General features: G+C 59.9%; 18 protein-coding genes. 10 read left to right on the top strand and 8 right to left on the bottom strand.

Annotated elements, in window-relative coordinates:
• The first annotated feature begins 16 nt into the window (after positions 1–16).
• A complete protein-coding gene (locus tag ACI7M0_RS23235; RefSeq protein WP_129933039.1) occupies positions 17–865 on the top strand; it encodes a hypothetical protein in 849 nt (282 codons plus the stop codon).
• 97 nt (positions 866–962) lie between these two features.
• Here ACI7M0_RS23235 and ACI7M0_RS23230 read toward each other — a convergent pair whose 3' ends face one another.
• Together ACI7M0_RS23230 and ACI7M0_RS23225 are read right to left on the bottom strand one after the other, a co-directional pair.
• Entirely contained in the window at positions 963–1,316 is a 354-nt protein-coding gene (locus ACI7M0_RS23230; RefSeq protein WP_014592456.1) for a hypothetical protein, read from the bottom strand.
• A gap of 10 nt (positions 1,317–1,326) precedes the next feature.
• The gene (locus tag ACI7M0_RS23225; RefSeq protein WP_231114228.1) at positions 1,327–1,872 is read right to left on the bottom strand and encodes a hypothetical protein; all 546 of its coding nucleotides are present in this window, start codon (positions 1,870–1,872) and stop codon (positions 1,327–1,329) included.
• A 961-nt stretch (positions 1,873–2,833) separates the two neighbouring features.
• Between ACI7M0_RS23225 and ACI7M0_RS23220 the strand changes: the two genes are divergently transcribed.
• The 5 genes from ACI7M0_RS23220 (at position 2,834) to ACI7M0_RS23200 (ending at position 9,358) form a co-directional block, all read left to right on the top strand.
• Positions 2,834–5,818, top strand: a complete 2,985-nt coding sequence (locus ACI7M0_RS23220; protein ID WP_119713266.1) for a DotA/TraY family protein — start codon at positions 2,834–2,836, stop codon at positions 5,816–5,818.
• 169 nt (positions 5,819–5,987) lie between these two features.
• Entirely contained in the window at positions 5,988–6,365 is a 378-nt protein-coding gene (locus ACI7M0_RS23215) for a hypothetical protein (protein ID WP_064490855.1), read from the top strand.
• Positions 6,366–6,498: 133 nt separating this feature from the next.
• Positions 6,499–6,951 (top strand): hypothetical protein, encoded by a 453-nt coding sequence (locus tag ACI7M0_RS23210; RefSeq protein WP_129932630.1) that lies wholly within the window; start codon positions 6,499–6,501, stop codon positions 6,949–6,951.
• Between the two features lie 29 nt (positions 6,952–6,980).
• The gene (locus ACI7M0_RS23205; RefSeq protein WP_256658217.1) at positions 6,981–8,801 is read left to right on the top strand and encodes a phospholipase effector Tle1 domain-containing protein; all 1,821 of its coding nucleotides are present in this window, start codon (positions 6,981–6,983) and stop codon (positions 8,799–8,801) included.
• Between the two features lie 125 nt (positions 8,802–8,926).
• Positions 8,927–9,358 (top strand): hypothetical protein, encoded by a 432-nt coding sequence (locus ACI7M0_RS23200; protein WP_129932629.1) that lies wholly within the window; start codon positions 8,927–8,929, stop codon positions 9,356–9,358.
• Positions 9,359–9,466: 108 nt separating this feature from the next.
• Here ACI7M0_RS23200 and ACI7M0_RS23195 read toward each other — a convergent pair whose 3' ends face one another.
• Positions 9,467–10,720 carry a DUF6685 family protein gene (locus ACI7M0_RS23195; protein WP_129932628.1) on the bottom strand — a complete coding sequence of 418 codons (1,254 nt, stop codon included), beginning with the start codon at positions 10,718–10,720 and terminating at the stop codon, positions 9,467–9,469.
• A gap of 38 nt (positions 10,721–10,758) precedes the next feature.
• Positions 10,759–11,292, bottom strand: a complete 534-nt coding sequence (locus ACI7M0_RS23190; protein WP_014592448.1) for a hypothetical protein — start codon at positions 11,290–11,292, stop codon at positions 10,759–10,761.
• Positions 11,293–11,583: 291 nt separating this feature from the next.
• Here ACI7M0_RS23190 and ACI7M0_RS23185 point away from each other — a divergent pair, with 291 nt between their 5' ends.
• A complete protein-coding gene (locus tag ACI7M0_RS23185; RefSeq protein WP_129932627.1) occupies positions 11,584–12,075 on the top strand; it encodes a hypothetical protein in 492 nt (163 codons plus the stop codon).
• A complete protein-coding gene (locus ACI7M0_RS23180) occupies positions 12,072–12,725 on the top strand; it encodes an OmpA family protein (protein ID WP_014592446.1) in 654 nt (217 codons plus the stop codon). Before ACI7M0_RS23185 ends, ACI7M0_RS23180 begins: the two co-directional genes overlap by 4 nt.
• Before the next feature lie 18 nt (positions 12,726–12,743).
• On the opposite strand, the gene ACI7M0_RS23175 is transcribed toward ACI7M0_RS23180, so the two are convergent.
• Positions 12,744–13,091 carry a hypothetical protein gene (locus ACI7M0_RS23175; RefSeq protein ID WP_014592445.1) on the bottom strand — a complete coding sequence of 116 codons (348 nt, stop codon included), beginning with the start codon at positions 13,089–13,091 and terminating at the stop codon, positions 12,744–12,746.
• A 115-nt stretch (positions 13,092–13,206) separates the two neighbouring features.
• Here ACI7M0_RS23175 and ACI7M0_RS23170 point away from each other — a divergent pair, with 115 nt between their 5' ends.
• Positions 13,207–13,818, top strand: coding sequence for a hypothetical protein (locus ACI7M0_RS23170; protein ID WP_019438941.1), 612 nt, complete (start codon positions 13,207–13,209; stop codon positions 13,816–13,818).
• A gap of 84 nt (positions 13,819–13,902) precedes the next feature.
• Positions 13,903–14,319 (top strand): hypothetical protein, encoded by a 417-nt coding sequence (locus ACI7M0_RS23165; RefSeq protein ID WP_064490862.1) that lies wholly within the window; start codon positions 13,903–13,905, stop codon positions 14,317–14,319.
• Positions 14,320–14,470: 151 nt separating this feature from the next.
• On the opposite strand, the gene ACI7M0_RS23160 is transcribed toward ACI7M0_RS23165, so the two are convergent.
• The 3 genes from ACI7M0_RS23160 to ACI7M0_RS23150 form a co-directional block, all read right to left on the bottom strand.
• Complete coding sequence (locus tag ACI7M0_RS23160) at positions 14,471–14,899, bottom strand: hypothetical protein (RefSeq protein ID WP_064490863.1); 429 nt, start codon at positions 14,897–14,899, stop codon at positions 14,471–14,473.
• Between the two features lie 15 nt (positions 14,900–14,914).
• Positions 14,915–15,340, bottom strand: a complete 426-nt coding sequence (locus tag ACI7M0_RS23155; protein WP_014592441.1) for a hypothetical protein — start codon at positions 15,338–15,340, stop codon at positions 14,915–14,917.
• Between the two features lie 74 nt (positions 15,341–15,414).
• Positions 15,415–16,803: a hypothetical protein gene (locus ACI7M0_RS23150; RefSeq protein WP_129932626.1), complete on the bottom strand. Its 1,389-nt coding sequence runs from the start codon at positions 16,801–16,803 to the stop codon at positions 15,415–15,417.
• Between the last annotated feature and the right edge of the window lie 27 nt (positions 16,804–16,830).

Genomic DNA, 16,830 nt, shown 5'->3' with positions numbered 1-16,830 from the left:
AAGTAAGGATACGTGCATGACCAAGTGTAAATTCATCCTGCCCGTGCTGGCCGCCGTGGCAATGGCGGGCTGTGTCACGACCGAGCAGATGCCGGACGGGACAACCAAGATTCGTTTCTCGGACGAAACGGTCAGCTCGCTGACTTCAATGATGCCCAATGGCCTTGTGACCGTTGTTGCTGGTGGAGCAGGTAGCGGCGGGCTCGACCTGATACCGACCAAGAGCCCTGTTGGTAATGGGCAGTACCTGTATTTCAACGGCCAGTATGACTACACCTGCGCGTCCGCGTTGCTGTACAGCGCCAAATCTGGCAAAGAACTGGATCGCGATGTCAACGAAGGGTGCCGTGACCGTTACTTCCAGCGGCAACTGGCGCTGAAACTTGCGGGCAAGCCGTACGACAGGGCGGCACCTGCCTATGATGCAGACAATCCGCCCGATGCATACTGGGCCAGGTTGAAAGGGCAGACCCTTGCTCGGTTGGCGGCCACGCAGCAGTTCGCCACGCGTTTTGGTGGTCTCCCGCGTGTCGATCGCAACGGTAACATCACTATCAGCGTAGGCTTCATGGGGGTGGGCAGTGGGCAGCATGTGGCTTTGACGACCACGCCTCAGCGTATCCCGGTTGTCATGGAAGATGCAGGGTTTGCTGCGCAGATGCGCACGCAGTCGGCCAAGCAGAATACCGAGGTTGGCGACTGGACAACGTGTGATGCCGTACTTGCCTACAATTCGGTGGCTGACAGAGGCGCGCGTCCGGCCAATATCGCGCCTGGTGACTATATGCAGTACGTGGTGCGCTTCACTGTATCGTCGCTCTCGTGCAAGGATGCCTTGCACGGGTACAAGAGCGCTTCGCGCTAAGCAGTGGGGTGCCCTGCGCCGGCGTGGTGAATAAGCGCCGAGTCGCCGTGGCACCCGGCCCTTCTTTCAGGCTGGGAGGCGATGCAGGCTGGGGGTATCACTGAGCCGCATTCCATATATCGTCAGCCGCTGCCACCGACTCGTCGATACCGGCCGCATGCGCGTCGGCCGCGTTCAGCCAGTTCTGATTAAGGTTCGCCTGCTGAGCCGCATGTTCATGGGCGAACTCGCGTTGCAGGATGGACGCTTCGATGCTGCTGAGCAGCGTGGGCGAGGCAGCGCCATATTCTGCGAGCAGTGCTCGCGACGCCTCCGGCGCAAGCTGATTGACTGCACCGCGCAACTCCTGACCGTACTCGGCCAGCACCGGCTGCTTGGCAATAACGATTTCCGCCGCTTGTGATGGGAATACGGAGGCTGTGAAGCTCTGGAAGTCCTGGGCAGTCGGCATGGTCTCGTCCTTACATGCTGTTGTCGTTGAGGTCCTCGCTGCGCGACAGCGATGGCTTGGTGTAGCGGGCGAATGTCTTGTCCAGCTCGGCAGCCAGGTAGGCCTGTTCGCTCTGGCGCAGCGCTTGTTTCATGAAGTCGCCGTCAGAGGCTGCGGACACCACCTGGTCTCGCAGGCTGCCCAGCAGCCCTTCACGATCCGCTCGCGAACCTGGGGTATGGTCGATCGCATCGATAGCACGGGTCAGTGACTGGCGCAGGCCGGATTCTGCATGGGGCTTTTCGGTGGGGGTGGCAACCTCAAAGGCAATGGCACTGATCACGGCGCAATGAATGGCCGTGAAAGCGTTGGCTTCGGCTGTCCTGCTTTGCATGATCCGGTCGGTGCGCAGGGTGTGCGGCGGCGTGCTGCGCAGCCATGCCGACTCATGTTCGGCAAGGGTGTCGATGGTCTGCCGGACTTTCTGGCCGTCAGGGCCCTCGCGCAGCGCCGCTTGCGCTACGTTCTCAAAGCTGATTGCCGGATTGCCTGAGGCCTCTATGGCTCTCTCGCGCATTAACCCAGCACCGATCACGAATCGGCTGGCATCACGTATTGATAGCTGCATCTATGTCCATCATTTATTCACAGGGCTTGAACGCGCCCAACCAGTCGGCATTCAGCATCGTCTGCTTCCCTGCGCGGCTCGCCGCGTCGCGTAGGCCTGATGCGGATATCCACTGATCTCCGCTGACGTGCTGGATAAACCCTTGCGAACCCTATGGGTTCATCGATTCGCTTGACCTTAGCATTTTTGCTTTCGCATTTCTTGGGCCTGCCCCGAAATCATCGTTTTTTTGGTTACTTTAAGTATCCCCGCCGAGCGAGTCGGGGCGTACTAAGCCAAGATCGCTAATGCCAAATTGCCACTGCTGCCGAATTAGCTCAACTGCCCGTAAAACAGCCTTTTCGTCAGGGTCTGGCTACGCCGTCACCCTTCTTCTGCAGGCGCTGTGCAAGCGCGCCATTCATTCTTGCTTCAGGGGAAAGCGCGCGATGTCGTGCTTTTGGCGCCTGAAAACCGACTTCAAAACCTGTGAAAGCACCATCTGAAGAATGATCCATTGCGCGCGAGGGGTTTTCCGCGGAATGCGAAGGTTATCACGCTAATTCGGTTATTTATCCATCGTTTGATGGCTAAATGCCAATATTTACACGACTTTACATTTTGCTTCGGTCTAGCGTCGCTATCAAAAATTTCAGGTAGCTAGCATCCTGATGTCAGTTCTTGTTAGTTTTCTTACATAACAATATTTTGATAATTAGGTGATTTCTGGTTTAAGATTAGCGCGCTTTCGCTATCCTGGCAGTCAACGTTGCACGGGTAGCGCCATGGCTTGGGCTCGACGCATGCCTGGGCCCTGTGGCTTGCCGGGTTGGATGACAGCCCAATTCAAGGACGACGGAGCATTCCAAGGGAATTCGTCGCGAACGATTCAGATCAACCGTCCGCAACTCGATTCAGGTAGGTATTCACAATGGCTCAAATGCCGTTTTCACCGTGCAGCGACCCAAGCGACTGCTCCGATCAATCGGTCAAGATGCTTGGCAGAATTTTCGGGCCAGTGATCGATAGCCTGGTTGCAGGTACTGACCCTAACGCTGTGGAAGCCGGCGCGAACATCCTTGCCACCATGTTCAGCTTCTTCAATAGCGGCATCCTGATCATCGGGTCGCTGATCGTCTCGTATGTGGCAGTGATGGGGGTAACAAACACGGCCAACGACGGGGAGGCAATGGGCAAGAGTTGGTCGTCCTTGTGGACGCCGGTGCGGATCGTGGCAGGCGGTGCCGTATTGCTGCCGACGACCAGCGGCTACTCGTTCATCCAGTTGATCGTCCTGATGTTCGCCCTCTGGGGTATCGGCTTTGCCAATGGCACCTACAAGGCCGGCATGGCGATTGGCGTGCTGTCGTCGGACGGGATCGTTCAGGGTGTCAACCAGGCGGGTAACTTCTACGGCTTGCGTGACTTTGCGCGGCAATACGTTGCTGTTTCCTACTGTGCCAGGGCAGCAAACGCCATCTACGCCAACAGTGGGTCTGGTAGCCAGCCCGCTGTCCAGTCCAAGAGCACGAGCCTGGGCAATGGACAGGTCGAGCAGGTCTATGACAAGCAGACGTTTGTCGATGGGCGTACCGAATACACGTTTTTCCTCAAGGATCGCAATGCGGTAACCAACCTGGCCGGTGGCGAGCCATTCTGCGGCACCGTGAAGCTGTCTACCTACGCGGCACAGACCAAGACCGACCCCATTCCCCAGGCGTTGGAGAAGGTGCATGAACAAACTCAGTTAGCGAAGGTGAAAGCGGCTGGCAAGTTGATGGGCGAGCTGGACAAGTGGGTCAACTCATGGCCAGCGACCATCAACGATCCCGGTTGGGACAAGGTCGATTCAAACCGCTTCAATACGATTGTCAGGACGCAGGAAGACCAGATTGCGACGAACCTCGTCAAAGAGGTCACTGACGGCCAGAGCGACGTCGATAGTGGCTTGAAGGGTTTTCTGGATACGCTCACGAAAGATGGCTGGGCTGCGGCTGGGGGCTGGTTCCAGCGAGTCGGCATGGTGCGAGGGCAGATCGCCAACGTGCTTGCCGAACCGGTGGGCTCGGTGGGTGCGCCATCCCTTGCGGGGCTGCCCTCGGATGCGCGCTTCTCGTTGCTGAGCAACAGCCTCACCACTGTGACCGAGGCAATCGACAAGAAGGCTGAAGAGAAAGACGCGTACAACGGTGCAAAGCCCGCCAAGGCCGATGATCTGGCGAGCCTCATCCCCAAAGATCCGCAAAGCGATATCAACGTAGGGTCATTGAGGGCGGACATGGACAGCAAGATGTCCTCGTTCGTCAACGGCATGATGCAGAACGTGGTCGAGATTGCCACGGGGGCGGGCAGTAACGGGCAGACGCCACTGTGTGGCACGGCGGGGCAGATGGGGGGCTCGCTCAACCGCATGAAGTGCGTGGGCGATTACCTGAGCGTTGCCCGTGGCGGCATACTGCTCGCCGATGTTGCCATCAAAAGTGCTGCGACGGCAGTACGGGTGCTGGCCGGTACTGTTTCATCGGTCAAGGCGCTGGGTAACGGGCTGGATCTCGACAAGATTGTCATCCCGCTGTGGGACTGGGTCATGGAGGTGCCGATCAAGCAGCTCGCGCTGCTGGCGACCTATATTGAACCTCTGGCCTTCTACTTTGGCGTATTCCTTCCCAGCTTGCCCTACACGCTGTTCATGATCGTGTTCGTCGGCTGGGTGCTCGCCGTGTTGCAATCCATCATTGCTGCCCCGCTCTGGGCCGTGATGCACATGACACCCGATCGGACGTTCGTGGGTTCGCAGACGCAGGGCTACCTGTTGCTGCTGTCCCTGTTCGCTCGCCCGGCACTGGCCGTTCTGGGGCTGTTTGCCGCGATATTGGTATCCGACCCTGTGATCGACTACATAGCGCAGGGCTTCTTCGCCATGCGGGGGGCGGTCGTTTCCTCGAGCGGGGGCGTTGGGGTCATTGCCGAGTTCCTGACCTTTGCCTGGTGGTTCATGGTGTTCGGCCTGACACTTCTGCCGGTGCTGTACATGATCTTCGGTCTGCCTCAGACCTTGCCTGACGAGGTGCTGAGGTGGATCGGCGGCGGCCTTGGCAGCATGGGTGAAACCAGCGCAACAGCGGAAATGCGCGGCGGCGTCGCCTCTGTGGGTTCGAGGCTGCACGGGAGTGGCTCGGGTATGCGCCTGGGTGGGGGACAGAAGCGACTGACATCCCAGGGCGGCGGTTCTCCTGATGGTGGCCCTGAGGGTGGTGGCCCAGAGGGTGGTGGGCCGAGGGGTGGTGGGCCGCGCGGTGGTCGCGGGGGCAAGACGCCACTGCTCAGCGCGAACGGTCAAGGCGCGGGCGGTGCAAGCCAAGGCAGCGATAACAAGGGTGAGACTGCGTCGACTGACAATCGTACGCTCGGCGAGAAGCGCAGCGAAGCGGCTGGCGTCGCCCTCGGGCGGGCGGTCGCCGGGGGGGCTGCTGCAACAGGCAGGGCCATGCGTGGCGCGGGCAGTGCTGCATTGTCTGCGGGGCGTTCTGGCGTGGAATCTTTGCGCAACTCGGGTTCTGCGTCCCTGGGTGGCCGGGTGCGTGACGCAGTATCGGCTGGCGCGCTGACTGCAGGTGCGGGTTTAGCCGCTACTGCAAGTGCCGCTGGGGCCGAGTACAAGCAAGCCTTTTCGACAGCGATGTCTGAAGGCAAAGCGGCCTACCATGAAGGTGCAGACGCCCGGATCGACGCGTACAAGGCTTCGCTGACCGGTGGGGCGCCACCTGCCGGCAGCGACAAGGCCCAGGAGCCGCCTGCCTCGCCTGATGCGGGTGCAGAACATTCAGCGAGCCAGAATCACGCGTTCAACGACGCTGCGCTTCCAGCCGGAAGCGGCTCGGCAAGTGACAAAGACGGCGATGATGAAAGCCGCTGAACCACGGCGCTGTCCTGCCGCACATGGCTTGGCGCTGTCAGGTGCAACAATGGTCTGGCAATTTGCCAGTGTGGGCGGAATTTTACCCGCGCCAGGTTGTCTTGGACGGTGACGCGCAATCGTGTGCGTATCTTGATACCTGACTCGGATCGCTTGGCGGAGGCTTGGCATGGATGACAATCAACTGGAAGACCAGCTTCGACGGCTTCTGACCGGCCTGGCGGACCAGGCCATCGTGCGTGGTGAGCAGTTTATCTACGATGGTGGTGAACTGTATGCTGACGATGTGGCGGAAATCGGGCTGGTGGCGGTGCTGTGCATCGCCCAGGCGCTGTCCGAACGCGCGGGGTTGGGCGGGTTTGGTTATCAGTTTCAGCTGGCTGCGCCGGCCAATCCGGTCTTTCCGATCCATGCCAGCGCTCCGCAGGTGCTGCCGGATTTCTTCAGGGTGGCGCCTTTTGTTTCTGCGGTTTTTCACAGTGAAGTGATGGATGCCAGGCAGGACCTGACCCTGCTCTACCATGCTGCTGTGCTGCGATTGCAGTAAGTATCCGTTACGTGAAGCAAGGCTGGCCGAGTGGGGGACAGGGATTCGATCCTTTTTTTCCGTATTTGGCCAGGTAGTGGTCAATACCAACAGGCAGCGTGCGATTTTCCACATTTAGCGCAAGGATGTTTTTATGCACGACAAAGACAGTTCAAATGAAGGGAATGGCCCAGCCGTCGAGTTGCCGCCTGGTGTGTTTCCGCCGATGGCGGGCTACACCATCGGAGATCTTCTGGCGGTAGCCAATGCCCCTTTCGAAGCATTGCTGGAAGATCACGATATCGACCCTGGGCTGATTCGTGAAACGGTTACTGCGCTGGCCCAGCACTTGTACGCGGCCTTCGAAAGAGAGGACGCCCAGTACCAGATTGCCACGTGGTATCAAAAACCCTATGACCAGCCTGGAAAGCGCCAGCGCAGTATCGAGACAATCGCCGAGCAATTCGGCGTCATCACGCTGAAGGCAACGGCTGAGTCATTGAAGGGATCACCGTTGCTCGGCCTGGGCAAGGCGTTTTATCTGAGCCTTGTCGAGGCCGCCGGGCAGGCCATAAAGAGGCATATTCTGCAATTGAATCAGGGCTGATGGCGGCAGTTTTTTCATAGGGATATGAAGTGAATAAAACAGTTTATTTTAGTGTCTACATGGATGGCACCGATAACAACAAGGACAGGGACACGCCTCTCGGTACCCATACCAATGTGGCTAGGCTTTATGAATACGACACCGCACACGGCACCAACCTTTCCCTGAACTCCGGCGCTGCGCCCCGCAAGTATGGCCCTGGCGGTCTTGCCGGCCAGTCGGAGAAAATTTACCTTGATGGGGTGGGGAGCCAGAAGGGTAATGGGCCCATCGCCTTGATCGAGCGAGGCACAGGGCGCGGCAGCCAGAACCGCATCGAGCAGGCTTACGATGCCTTCGTCACGTTCTGCAACAAGAACCCAGATCTGAATATTGAATTGAATGTAATCGGCTTCAGCCGCGGGGCGGCGCAGGCCCGTGCTTTTACCAACGAGGTGATTGACCGTGGCGTGCCCCGACTCGACAGCCAGTGGAAAGCCACGGACGATTACCTGATCCCGCCTGGTCAGGCTGAAATCAACAAGCTTGCCATTTTCGACACGGTTGCCTCTTACGGTATTCCCACTACTGAAAGTCACGTCAGTAAAAATCTGGAGATCAGTAACAACGTCAAGTCCACCACGCACCTGGTGGCCATGCATGAGTACCGTGCGACATTCCCCTTGACCAGCGCGCTGCGCAATGACGACAACTCGCGCATCGAAGAGGTCAAGTTTGCCGGGGCCCATTCGCAGGTTGGGGGTGGCTATCGTAATGACTTGCTGGCAGCTGGCCCGCTGGCATTCATGTATGACCGCTTGAAGTCGGCAGGCGTGGAACTGGTGAATTTTCCGCCCAAGGAGCTTGAACGTATCGAGCAATATAATGCGTTGATCAAAGACCCCGCGCGGCTGCAAGAGGCTTTGATCGACTCCCGGTTGCTCAAGGGTAATGAGGCGTTCAAGCGGGAAGCGGATGGGTCGTACACCCGCATCAATAACCGGCCGTTTCCTGCTGAAAGCGGCACATTGAATTTTATCGGGTGGGAAAGCACGTCCGGTTTTCTGGCATGGCAACAAAAACCATTCGACCATCCGGTGAGCGGTCGTAAAGTCATTTTCGAAAATGATCGCTCGCTCGCTGCCCCGCTCATCCAGCAAATAGGCAGGCATGTGGGGCAGACGCTGGCGGGGTGGAACAGCAAGATCAGCGACCCTTCGTCCGAGCTGGATAACCCTTCAGAAAGCATGGCTAGCACCATGGGGCTGATTGGTGACGAGTTCGATGCCGCTGCCGTCCAGTCGCGCAAGCAAGTGGCAGAGCTCACGTCATTGCTTGCGGGCTCAAAGCCTGAGGTCGAACATATCCAGCGTCTGGCCCTGAAGGAAGTGCCTCTACCTGTCGCGAGCGTATCGGCGAAGTATGCAGTGCTTCGGGTCGACCCCGAAGGTTCTTCTGCCTTTGCTGACCTGGGCTTTGGCTACGAGGCCGCACGCATTGTTGCAGAGGCCGGTGATTTGACCCGCAATCGAGGATCGCTGAGTATCGATGAACCGATCGCGCTCCACGATACCAATGGCAATGTGGTGGGGCGCCTGGAGGCTGTGCATGAGGCGCCGGCATTCACGGGTGAGCGCGGTGTCCTGATCGCGATAGACATGCAGCACGTGGCGCCAGGTGCGCAGGCGGGGGTCATTCGCGAGGGGCTCACTCAGGTTGCGCAATGGATCGTAGACCGGCCGGAAGGCGGCGTGAAGGACGAATACGAAATTGCCGGGGCGGACGGCAGGGCACTGGTTCGTGCCATGATTGACTGCCCTGTTGTGCCCGAGCAGCAGCGAACCGTTGCCTGGGAGGCGCCAGAGCCCTGAGTGAGCCAATGCTGTTACACGTCTGGGCGATGGCAAACACTGCAGTGACGCTTTTTGCAACCTGCTTGCTTAGAATGCACCTGTTGCCGGCGATGGTCGGCCAGTCAATCGGTAAGGGTTAGAAGATGAAAATCCACAAATACCAGCCAGGCAGCTTCATCGAGGTCGATGACATGGCGGGTGGTCGCCGTGTGGGCATGGTCTGCAAGGACGGCGTGACGTTTTGGGATTTGCTCGATTCCGAGCGCTGCACGCCGCTGACGATTCATCCTTCCATGAAGCCGCAAGCATTGGGTACCTTGGTCCAGTTCAGTCAGGACAAGGGCTTGGCCAGCGCGGCCCAGGCGCTGGTTGCTCACCTGCAGTCATCGGGAGATACGCGACTGACGGAAGACCCGCTGTTTGTCATGCGCGCCCTGTGGTTTATCGCAAAAAAGGCGATCACCGAGGATTTTCCTGATTCGGCGACGCTGTCATGGGCTTGCGAGCAGGCTCGCGCTCAGGAGCAAACGGCTGCGCGCATTCATCAGCTGGCTGCGCAGTACTGCTCTGGTTGAGCTGATTTTTTATGGCAACTTTGCATGTTGAAAAATTGATTTTCGGCGTTTCAACAGGGCCGCATTTCCTGCTCTCGACTGTCAGCTGACCTGCCACCGGGCAAGCGTTCAGTCGGGGCTTGGTGCCTCGGGTGCAGGCAGGTTGGCCAATTGGCGCTCATGCAGCGCCGCGTAGCCATCGACTGTGGCGCGCAGTGTTCGCAGTGAATGCCTCGAAACGGCGCCTGGGCTATATTGGGCGAGCGCTTCGTAAACACTTTGGGCGTCGAGCTGGTGAATGCCGAAGGCTTCATCCAGGGTGGCCTGCTCCACGGTTTGCCAGTCCACTTGTGTCGGCAACTGATCGCGCAGGGCGGCTGCCGCGTGTTTGCCGAAGAGGTGTGCCACGCCGGCTTTTGCTTCCAGGCCTGGCAGGGCTTCAATGCGCGCGCGCAGTTTTTCCTGGCGCGCCCGGCGCTCCACAGCCGCATTCGGCGACGCCAGTTCCACCAGCATTTCACCTACATCGGTGAAGCCTTCGCTGGCGAAGATTTGCGCAACCTTGCGTGAGCGCGCTTCTTCTCTGGGCAGGAAGATCGCCATGCCGTTGTTATACGGCTGCGGCAGGTCGCCCCAATAGTGAGTGGCCTTGAAGTCGCGCAGGGCATCGAGTGCATCATTGAAGAACGCATCCTTGTTCACGGCATAGATGGCGTATTCATCGTTCAACTGAGCGGCGGCCTCGGCATCGAGGCCGTTGCGGACCAGGCGACCCTGCAGCGTAACCGGTTGCTGCAACTGCGTGGCGATATGCCGGGCGGCGACGAAGTGGTGCGAGCCGCCGTTGTTGGCCAGGTACAGGCCAACATCCCAGTCGTAGCGCACCATGAAGTCGCTGCCGCCATGCACGATGCCGATCTCCGGCCAGCCCAGGTTCTGCGCAAGCCCCTCCTGGCTCATGTCGCGAGTGAAAGCCTGGCAGGCTTGCTCGGCCATCTGCTGCAGGGAGAAAAACCTGTACAGCTCGGATTTGGAGGCGGACAGGCCAGTTATCTCACCGATGTCACAGGCAAACTCATGCACGGTTTCGGTTTTGCCCAGCCGCGCCAGTGCGGCGATCTGCCGATGCTCGCTGTGGTAATGGCCGTCGCTGGCGCGCCAGCCCCTGACCTGACCGTTCTGTTCGCTGCCCTGGCCGAAACCGATACGCTGCGACCACTCATGCCAGCGCACCACGCTCGATGAGGCAATGACGGCGGCGGTGTCATCCACCCTCATGCGCAACTTGGGAATGTCGGCGATGACCCGGCGTAAACGGGCAGGGATGCCCAGGTCGTCCTTGACCGCTTCCAGAAACTTCGCAGCCAGTGTCCTGAAGCTCATGGCGTGACTCCTTTCAGCGCATACAGGTTCGCAAGGCGTTACTGGGTGGCGCGCTGTACCGCATCCGCTGCCTTGCGAGCTGTGCTCTTGATGGTCTTCACCACTGTGCGCATGTCGTACGAGCAGCTGATGTACGTGCTGTTGCCATCTTCATACAGCCACAGGTCGTGGTTACCGACTTCTTTCTTGTACTGGCCGAATTCGTCTTTGGGAATGTCGGCGAGCTTGGCCACTGCCTGGATGCTCTCGCCGGTGAATACGCCGGAGTAGGTATCGAAGTCACCTTCACCATTGGAGCCTGGGTGCATTGCAAGCTTGGTCACGGCGCGGCCGTAAACGTCCAGTGGGTTAGGCACGGTGTACTCGCCGTCGGACAGGTCCGAGGCCTGCACGATGGCCTTGCCGTTGGCGGCCTTGACCAGCGCCTCGAATTGTTCAGGGGAAACCTTGCGCTTGCAGGTCAGGGCCTGAGTGATGCGGGCATTGGCTTCGGCCTGATCGATGTTTGCGGCGTATGCCGATGTGCAGGCGAGCGAAACCAGCAGCGGCAGGGCGAGGTGCAGGGCTTTCATGCGTCAGATCCTTCTGGATGACAAATTGCTATTAATTCGTGTTGTTAGAAAAACGTTTTTTATATGCCTGGAGTGTGCGCTACGCCCTGCGCTTGGTCAAGTGAGTGCCTGCCAGTGACGAAGATTCAAACCTTGACGGCAAAAGGCCCCAAATTCATACTCGCCATCAATTTCTACATTTTTCTAACAGGTCATTTTGATAGATGACAGGATGTCGAACGTTGGCTGGCACGCAGCGGCAGTTCTTCTGAATCTGGCCGCCCGGCTGACCCTTACAAGGAGTTTCCAGGCATGTCCTACGCATTACCTCCACCTGCCGTGAAGCCAGGCTTCAGGGCCGTGGGCGATCGTCGCGCAGCCCTGTGGCTGCTGTCGGTGCCTCTGCTGGTGGCGCTGGTCGCTTTTACCATCGCGGTGGTTGCGACCCTGATGGGTGAAATGGCCCAAGGGTCGCCGCGCTTCTACGCCGCGGCATTGTCCTTTTCAGCCCTGTTGCTGAGCGTCATGTTGCTGCCTGCCTACCTGCTCAGCCTGGGTTGGTACGCATGGTGGACGCGCGGGGGCGACCATCGCCAGTTGCGCCTTGGCCTATGGCTCGCACCGCTGGTGGCGCTGCTGTTCGCCTGGTTCCCGGCCACGCTGGTTCCTGGGCTTCAGCCGCTGGGCCAGGATGCCTTGGACCCGCTGCGTACCTACTTGCTGGCAGGCATCCTGGTAATGCTGCTGGGGTATGCCTGGTCGAGCATCGTTTTCGTGATCCTGCGATATTGGAGAGATGTATGAGCACCTTCGTTTCCACCCCTCGCAGGTTGCTGCCGCTGGTACTTGCCGCCCTCTCGGTGGCACTTGCCCCGAAGGCTTTCGCAGGGTTCGAGCTGGTGGAGAGCCCCGCCGCCCCGGTGCCCTATGTAGCACCCTCGGCGCAAGGGCAGAACACCGCGCAAATGCAACAGACCATCAATGCCCTGAACATCGAGATCCAGAGCTTGCGGGTGCGGTTGGCTGCGGCTGAAGCCGACGCCAATGGCAGTCGTCAGGAGCTTTTGGCAATCAGGGCGCGACAGGACCAGATCCAGACTTCGATCAACCACATGACGCTCAATTTTGCGTTCGGCCACTCACGCTTCAGCCCCAGCGCCGAGGATGGCGACGTGCTGGTGCGCTCGGCGCAGGACGCGCTGCAGGTGAAGATCGTGGGCTTTACCGACAGTGTGGGCACGGTGGAGGCAAATCGCCGGGTTGCCTTGCTCAGGGCGCAGGCGGCGAAGATGTACCTGGTTCGGCGTGGCGTACCAGCGGCGAAAATCAGCGCCGAGGGCCAGGAGGGCGACTACATCGCTGCGAATGACACCCCCGCTGGCCGTGCAGCCAACCGCCGGGTTGAATTCGAGTTCTTCGGTCAGTACCACGCGAGCACGGCCCTCGCTCGCTAGGTAGCAAGGGCTGTCAGGTCAGGCCTGCAGGCGCATGTTGTCAAGGAACAAGCGCGCCTCGGCGGCGGCGGCGATGGTGGCGTCGGCAGGCGCCTCCCAGGCTACCCCGTTGTAACGCAGGCTGTAGCTTTCGCGGCAGGGGTGAAAGCCGATATGCGCCCAGTCGATATCTTCACTGCCCACCCACTCACCAAGAATCTCTGACCTGGCTACGCCGGCCGCCCGGCGCTTTTCGATCTGCCCGACCACATTGGCGAACAGGCAGAGGTTTTCCAGGTCGATGCTGACCGAGGCAGGGCCGATGTTCAGCACGCCACCGTCATTGCCCGGCGCGGGATGAAATGCACAGTGAAACTGATGGGTCATTGGTACATCCTTGAAGTTTGGGCTGCAAACATACAAAACACGAACGACTGAGGTTTTAGGACCTGTCAGCAGGTTTAAGTTCAGTCTAGTCGAGCCGTTGTGCGGGAGTGGGACCATGTATTCGTTGTGTGAACTCGAGGCTTTCGTGGCGCAGGCCATCAGTGGCGATGTTCTCGCCCAGGCGGGTGGCGGCTTCGTCAGTGTGATGGCCAAGAGTGCGCCGGCCATCCAGAAGGACATTCCGGCAGCTTTCGAGATGTACACGCTGCTGGAGCATTTCCTCAAGTCGCTGCCCATTCGCCAGGCAGCGCTCGGCTTTGACGCGGAAACGCTCGATCTTGAGCCGGGTATTGTCGTTGATCATGACGGGAACAAGGTCGTTGCCCTGTTGCCGATCCAGGCCGGCCAGCTTGGCGAAGTGGCCTTCTGGCTGGCGGACGCGCTGCCCAGCCGGGAGGTCAAGACCCTGCCTGGTATTCTTGCGTTGGTGTTCAGCGTGGAAACCCACGAAGATATAAAACACTTGCTGCCCGAATGGACGGCTGCTTTTTATGTCCAAGGCCTGGCAAGGCACTGTGTGCCGATCCTGGCGCTAAAGTCGGTGCTGGAGGACAAGCGTTTCGGTGGCGATTGGGTAGCGGTTGCGCTGCATCGGCTGGCCAGTTTTGCCTTGCCTCAGGCCGAAGCCCAGCAAGCAGCTGGGAGCGAGGTAAAGACTACGCGTTGAACCCGGCCGACAGTATCGGGTTTGGCATTGACCACAATCTAGCGGCGCATGCTCCGGGAAGCGCCGATCCGGGGAGATGGCGAAATGGACGATAACTGGGCTGCACGCAAGGGCAACATGAGTCTGGATGGCGGTTACAACGGCTCTGTCCAGCAGGCCATTGCCAACCTCCATGTAGGCCGCGACCAAGGGCGGCAGGAAGGGCTGCAGGAGGGTTATCAGGCGGGCTACCAGGAAGGCTTGGGGCAGGGCCGCAAGGAGGGCTTCAGGAAAGGGCGCTCCCATGGCTATGCTGAAGGCTGGGATGCCGGTGTGGCGCAAGCCAACGAGAAGCTGGAGCCCTTGCGTGGGTATGTGCGCCAGTATTTTGAAGAAACCGTTCAGCTCAGGGCCGAAGCAGAGCGCCTGCGCGAACTGATTCAGCTGATGCACGGACAGATGGCGAAGATGGCGCAGTCGTCAGCAACGCCGCAGGATGACGCGCCCGACCCGACGGTGTGAGTGTTGGCCTGGTAAACATCCAGCCACCAGGGGCGGCAGCAGCTTGGACCTGACGTACCAGCAATTGCCTCAGGTCGCCGGCGCGGCCAAGCGCGCCAAGGCTAAACCGACGGCGAGCGAGTCCGAAGTTGCAGAGCTCAGCACCCTTGGGCTAGGGGGCTGGCTGTTGCGCTTGTGGGGCTGTCGAAGGCGGTTGGAGCGACTCGTGGCCCGGGTTGTCCGGGCCGCCAGCAGCCGGGCCCTCGACGGGCATGCAAACCAAGGCCGTGCGCACCTGGGCGGGGTATTGCTGCATCTCGTAGCCATAGGCGGGCGGCTGCCGCATTTCCGGTGCCTGGCATGTGCCTTCGACCACTCCTTGGCGAGGGGTGGAGAAATCGCAGCGCTCACCTTCGTAGCGGTTCGAGCACGAACGATAAGCTGCAACCGGCGTGACCTGCTTGGGCACCGGCACGTAGATGGTGGTATTGCGCGGTAGCTCCTGCCATTGCTCCTCGGCCACGGGGGCTTCCTGGGCCTGGGCAGCACTCGCCAGAGCCGACATACCGAAGGCCAGCATGAGTGAAATGGTCGCTTTCACAGGTGCCTCCCGGCGTCACATGCCCGGCTCGTAGTCCGAGCCGCTGCGGTTCTTTGGTACAGGGTCGCTGTGGTCCAGCCCGGCATTCACTTCCACGCCGCGCTCTTTCATCTCGCTGATCATGTACTCATAGCCGACCATGAAGTGGGCCAGGTCGTAGCCTGGGTCAGCCTCCTTGATCCTTGAAGTCAACTCGACGATCTCGAGCTTCACCGGGTCGGGCGTCTCGTCGGTGTCCCAACCGTTCGAGCTGGCTTCCAGTTTGTTCAGGTGGAAGGCCTGGCTGAAGGCCTTGCCTTCCACCGTGATTTCCTTGGACAGTTTTTCATACAGGTTCCGGCCACCCAGGCCTTCTTCCAGCTTGCCGTCGATCACCCGCAGGAACTCCAGGTGGGCTTCCGGCGTGGCGGTGATTTCTTTCCAGTTGCTGTACTCGGTCATTCCATTCTCCTTGCGTGGATGATTACGTGCGCCTTCATGGCTCCCTCTGGGAATCGGCTGAGCTGGGGGCTGTCTCAAGGGGTGAAGTCATCGCCCTGTGAAGGGCCCGAAGGCTTACCGCGAACCAGGCTGACGATGCCTTGCACCATTTCCTTCAGGCGTTCGCCAATACGCTGCATCACTTCCCTCAGGCGCTCCAGATGCGACTGCGTTTCGCCCGCGAAAGCCGGCATGCTGCCCGCATTGCGGTGCATGCTCTCGCTGGAGCTTTCCAGCCGGTTCTTCAGCTTGTCGTAGTGCGGGTTGTCCTGGGTTTCCGGGTTCAGCAATTCTTCCTGGGCGCGCCCGTACTGCCGGGCCCAGCCGGTGAGGGCCTTGTCCATGGCTTTTTTGCTGTTCTGGGCGTCGGGGGACTCACCTACGGCCTGGACGAAGCTTTCGTGCAGGTCGGTGTATTCGCCGTCGGGTTTCATCTTCTCGATCACTTCGGGAACGCTCAGGCCGGTTTGCTCGGCGCGGGTTTCGATCTGCTCGCGCACCTGAGGCAGGCTCCCAGCGTTCCAGAAGGCCGAGTGGGCTTTTTCGTAGTTGGTCGCGGCCTTTTCAACCTGATCTACCCGGTACTCGGAAAGGCGCGGCAACACCTGCACGCGTCCGGTCATTTCTTCGGCCGAGCCGGGCTCAACCGCCGCGCTGTGTTTTTCCGCAGTGGCCGATTGCGCTGAGGGCACCTGTGCATCCTGAACTTGCCCATCCCCACGCAGGGCAGAGGCCAGGGCACTCGCGCCCTTGCCGATACCTTGCATGGCGGCGCCGGTGAGCGAGGCTACGCCCCCCACCAGTTGGGCGCCGCCCCTGAGCAGTGATTCGGCACCGTTGGTGTCCCGCGGGTGCTGTGGCTCCTGTTCTGCCGGTTCTGCGGGTTTCGGTGGCTCTGCAGCGTTGCTCGCGTTGTCGAGAAGGGCTGCGTTGATGCGGCGTACTTCATCAGGGTCGAGGGACGGTCCTTTGGGTTTCACCTCCCCGGCAACCTTCATGATGGCGTCAAATACGCTTGGGTCGATATCTGGCGCGGCGCCTGGCGACGGCCTGGCGTTTGTTTGCTGGCCGCTATTGTGGGCCTGCAGGGCAGCCGTATCGATCGAATGCACGCTCCAGCGACCTTGTGTCGACTGTTCGCTGCCGGCTTCGGCGCCACCTTGGTAATCCAGTTGCACGGGTTTGCCGACGGCGGGTGCGGTTTCGCGCATGGCCTGTTCAAGGCCTGCCCCCCAAAGGGTCTGTGGACCGGCAGGTGTTTGCAGGGTTACGTAGTAGCTACCCTGCTTGGCAGGGTCGTTTTGATAGGGTGCTGCGCCATGATGGACCAGGATGCCTGCATAACTCCGCCCTGGCTGGGCTGTTTGCCCGGCAGCAGAATCAGCGAAGGCTTGATCAGGCTTATCGAGTTCTTTGGGTTCCATCTGTGTTTACCTTTCGTGGGCGCCGCG

Origin of the sequence: Pseudomonas sp. 10(2024) (assembly GCF_045164175.1) — a bacterium.
Classification (GTDB): domain Bacteria; phylum Pseudomonadota; class Gammaproteobacteria; order Pseudomonadales; family Pseudomonadaceae; genus Aquipseudomonas; species Aquipseudomonas alloputida.
This window is presented reverse-complemented; position numbering and strand designations above follow the sequence as displayed.

Coding starts and splice junctions, on each gene's coding strand:
- ACI7M0_RS23235 (WP_129933039.1), top strand. CDS start 17: ATGACCAAGTGTAAATTCATCCTGCCCGTGCTGGCCGCCGTGGCAATG.
- ACI7M0_RS23230 (WP_014592456.1), bottom strand. CDS start 1,316: ATGCCGACTGCCCAGGACTTCCAGAGCTTCACAGCCTCCGTATTCCCA.
- ACI7M0_RS23225 (WP_231114228.1), bottom strand. CDS start 1,872: ATGCGCGAGAGAGCCATAGAGGCCTCAGGCAATCCGGCAATCAGCTTT.
- ACI7M0_RS23220 (WP_119713266.1), top strand. CDS start 2,834: ATGGCTCAAATGCCGTTTTCACCGTGCAGCGACCCAAGCGACTGCTCC.
- ACI7M0_RS23215 (WP_064490855.1), top strand. CDS start 5,988: ATGGATGACAATCAACTGGAAGACCAGCTTCGACGGCTTCTGACCGGC.
- ACI7M0_RS23210 (WP_129932630.1), top strand. CDS start 6,499: ATGCACGACAAAGACAGTTCAAATGAAGGGAATGGCCCAGCCGTCGAG.
- ACI7M0_RS23200 (WP_129932629.1), top strand. CDS start 8,927: ATGAAAATCCACAAATACCAGCCAGGCAGCTTCATCGAGGTCGATGAC.
- ACI7M0_RS23195 (WP_129932628.1), bottom strand. CDS start 10,720: ATGAGCTTCAGGACACTGGCTGCGAAGTTTCTGGAAGCGGTCAAGGAC.
- ACI7M0_RS23190 (WP_014592448.1), bottom strand. CDS start 11,292: ATGAAAGCCCTGCACCTCGCCCTGCCGCTGCTGGTTTCGCTCGCCTGC.
- ACI7M0_RS23185 (WP_129932627.1), top strand. CDS start 11,584: ATGTCCTACGCATTACCTCCACCTGCCGTGAAGCCAGGCTTCAGGGCC.
- ACI7M0_RS23180 (WP_014592446.1), top strand. CDS start 12,072: ATGAGCACCTTCGTTTCCACCCCTCGCAGGTTGCTGCCGCTGGTACTT.
- ACI7M0_RS23175 (WP_014592445.1), bottom strand. CDS start 13,091: ATGACCCATCAGTTTCACTGTGCATTTCATCCCGCGCCGGGCAATGAC.
- ACI7M0_RS23170 (WP_019438941.1), top strand. CDS start 13,207: ATGTATTCGTTGTGTGAACTCGAGGCTTTCGTGGCGCAGGCCATCAGT.
- ACI7M0_RS23165 (WP_064490862.1), top strand. CDS start 13,903: ATGGACGATAACTGGGCTGCACGCAAGGGCAACATGAGTCTGGATGGC.
- ACI7M0_RS23155 (WP_014592441.1), bottom strand. CDS start 15,340: ATGACCGAGTACAGCAACTGGAAAGAAATCACCGCCACGCCGGAAGCC.
- ACI7M0_RS23150 (WP_129932626.1), bottom strand. CDS start 16,803: ATGGAACCCAAAGAACTCGATAAGCCTGATCAAGCCTTCGCTGATTCT.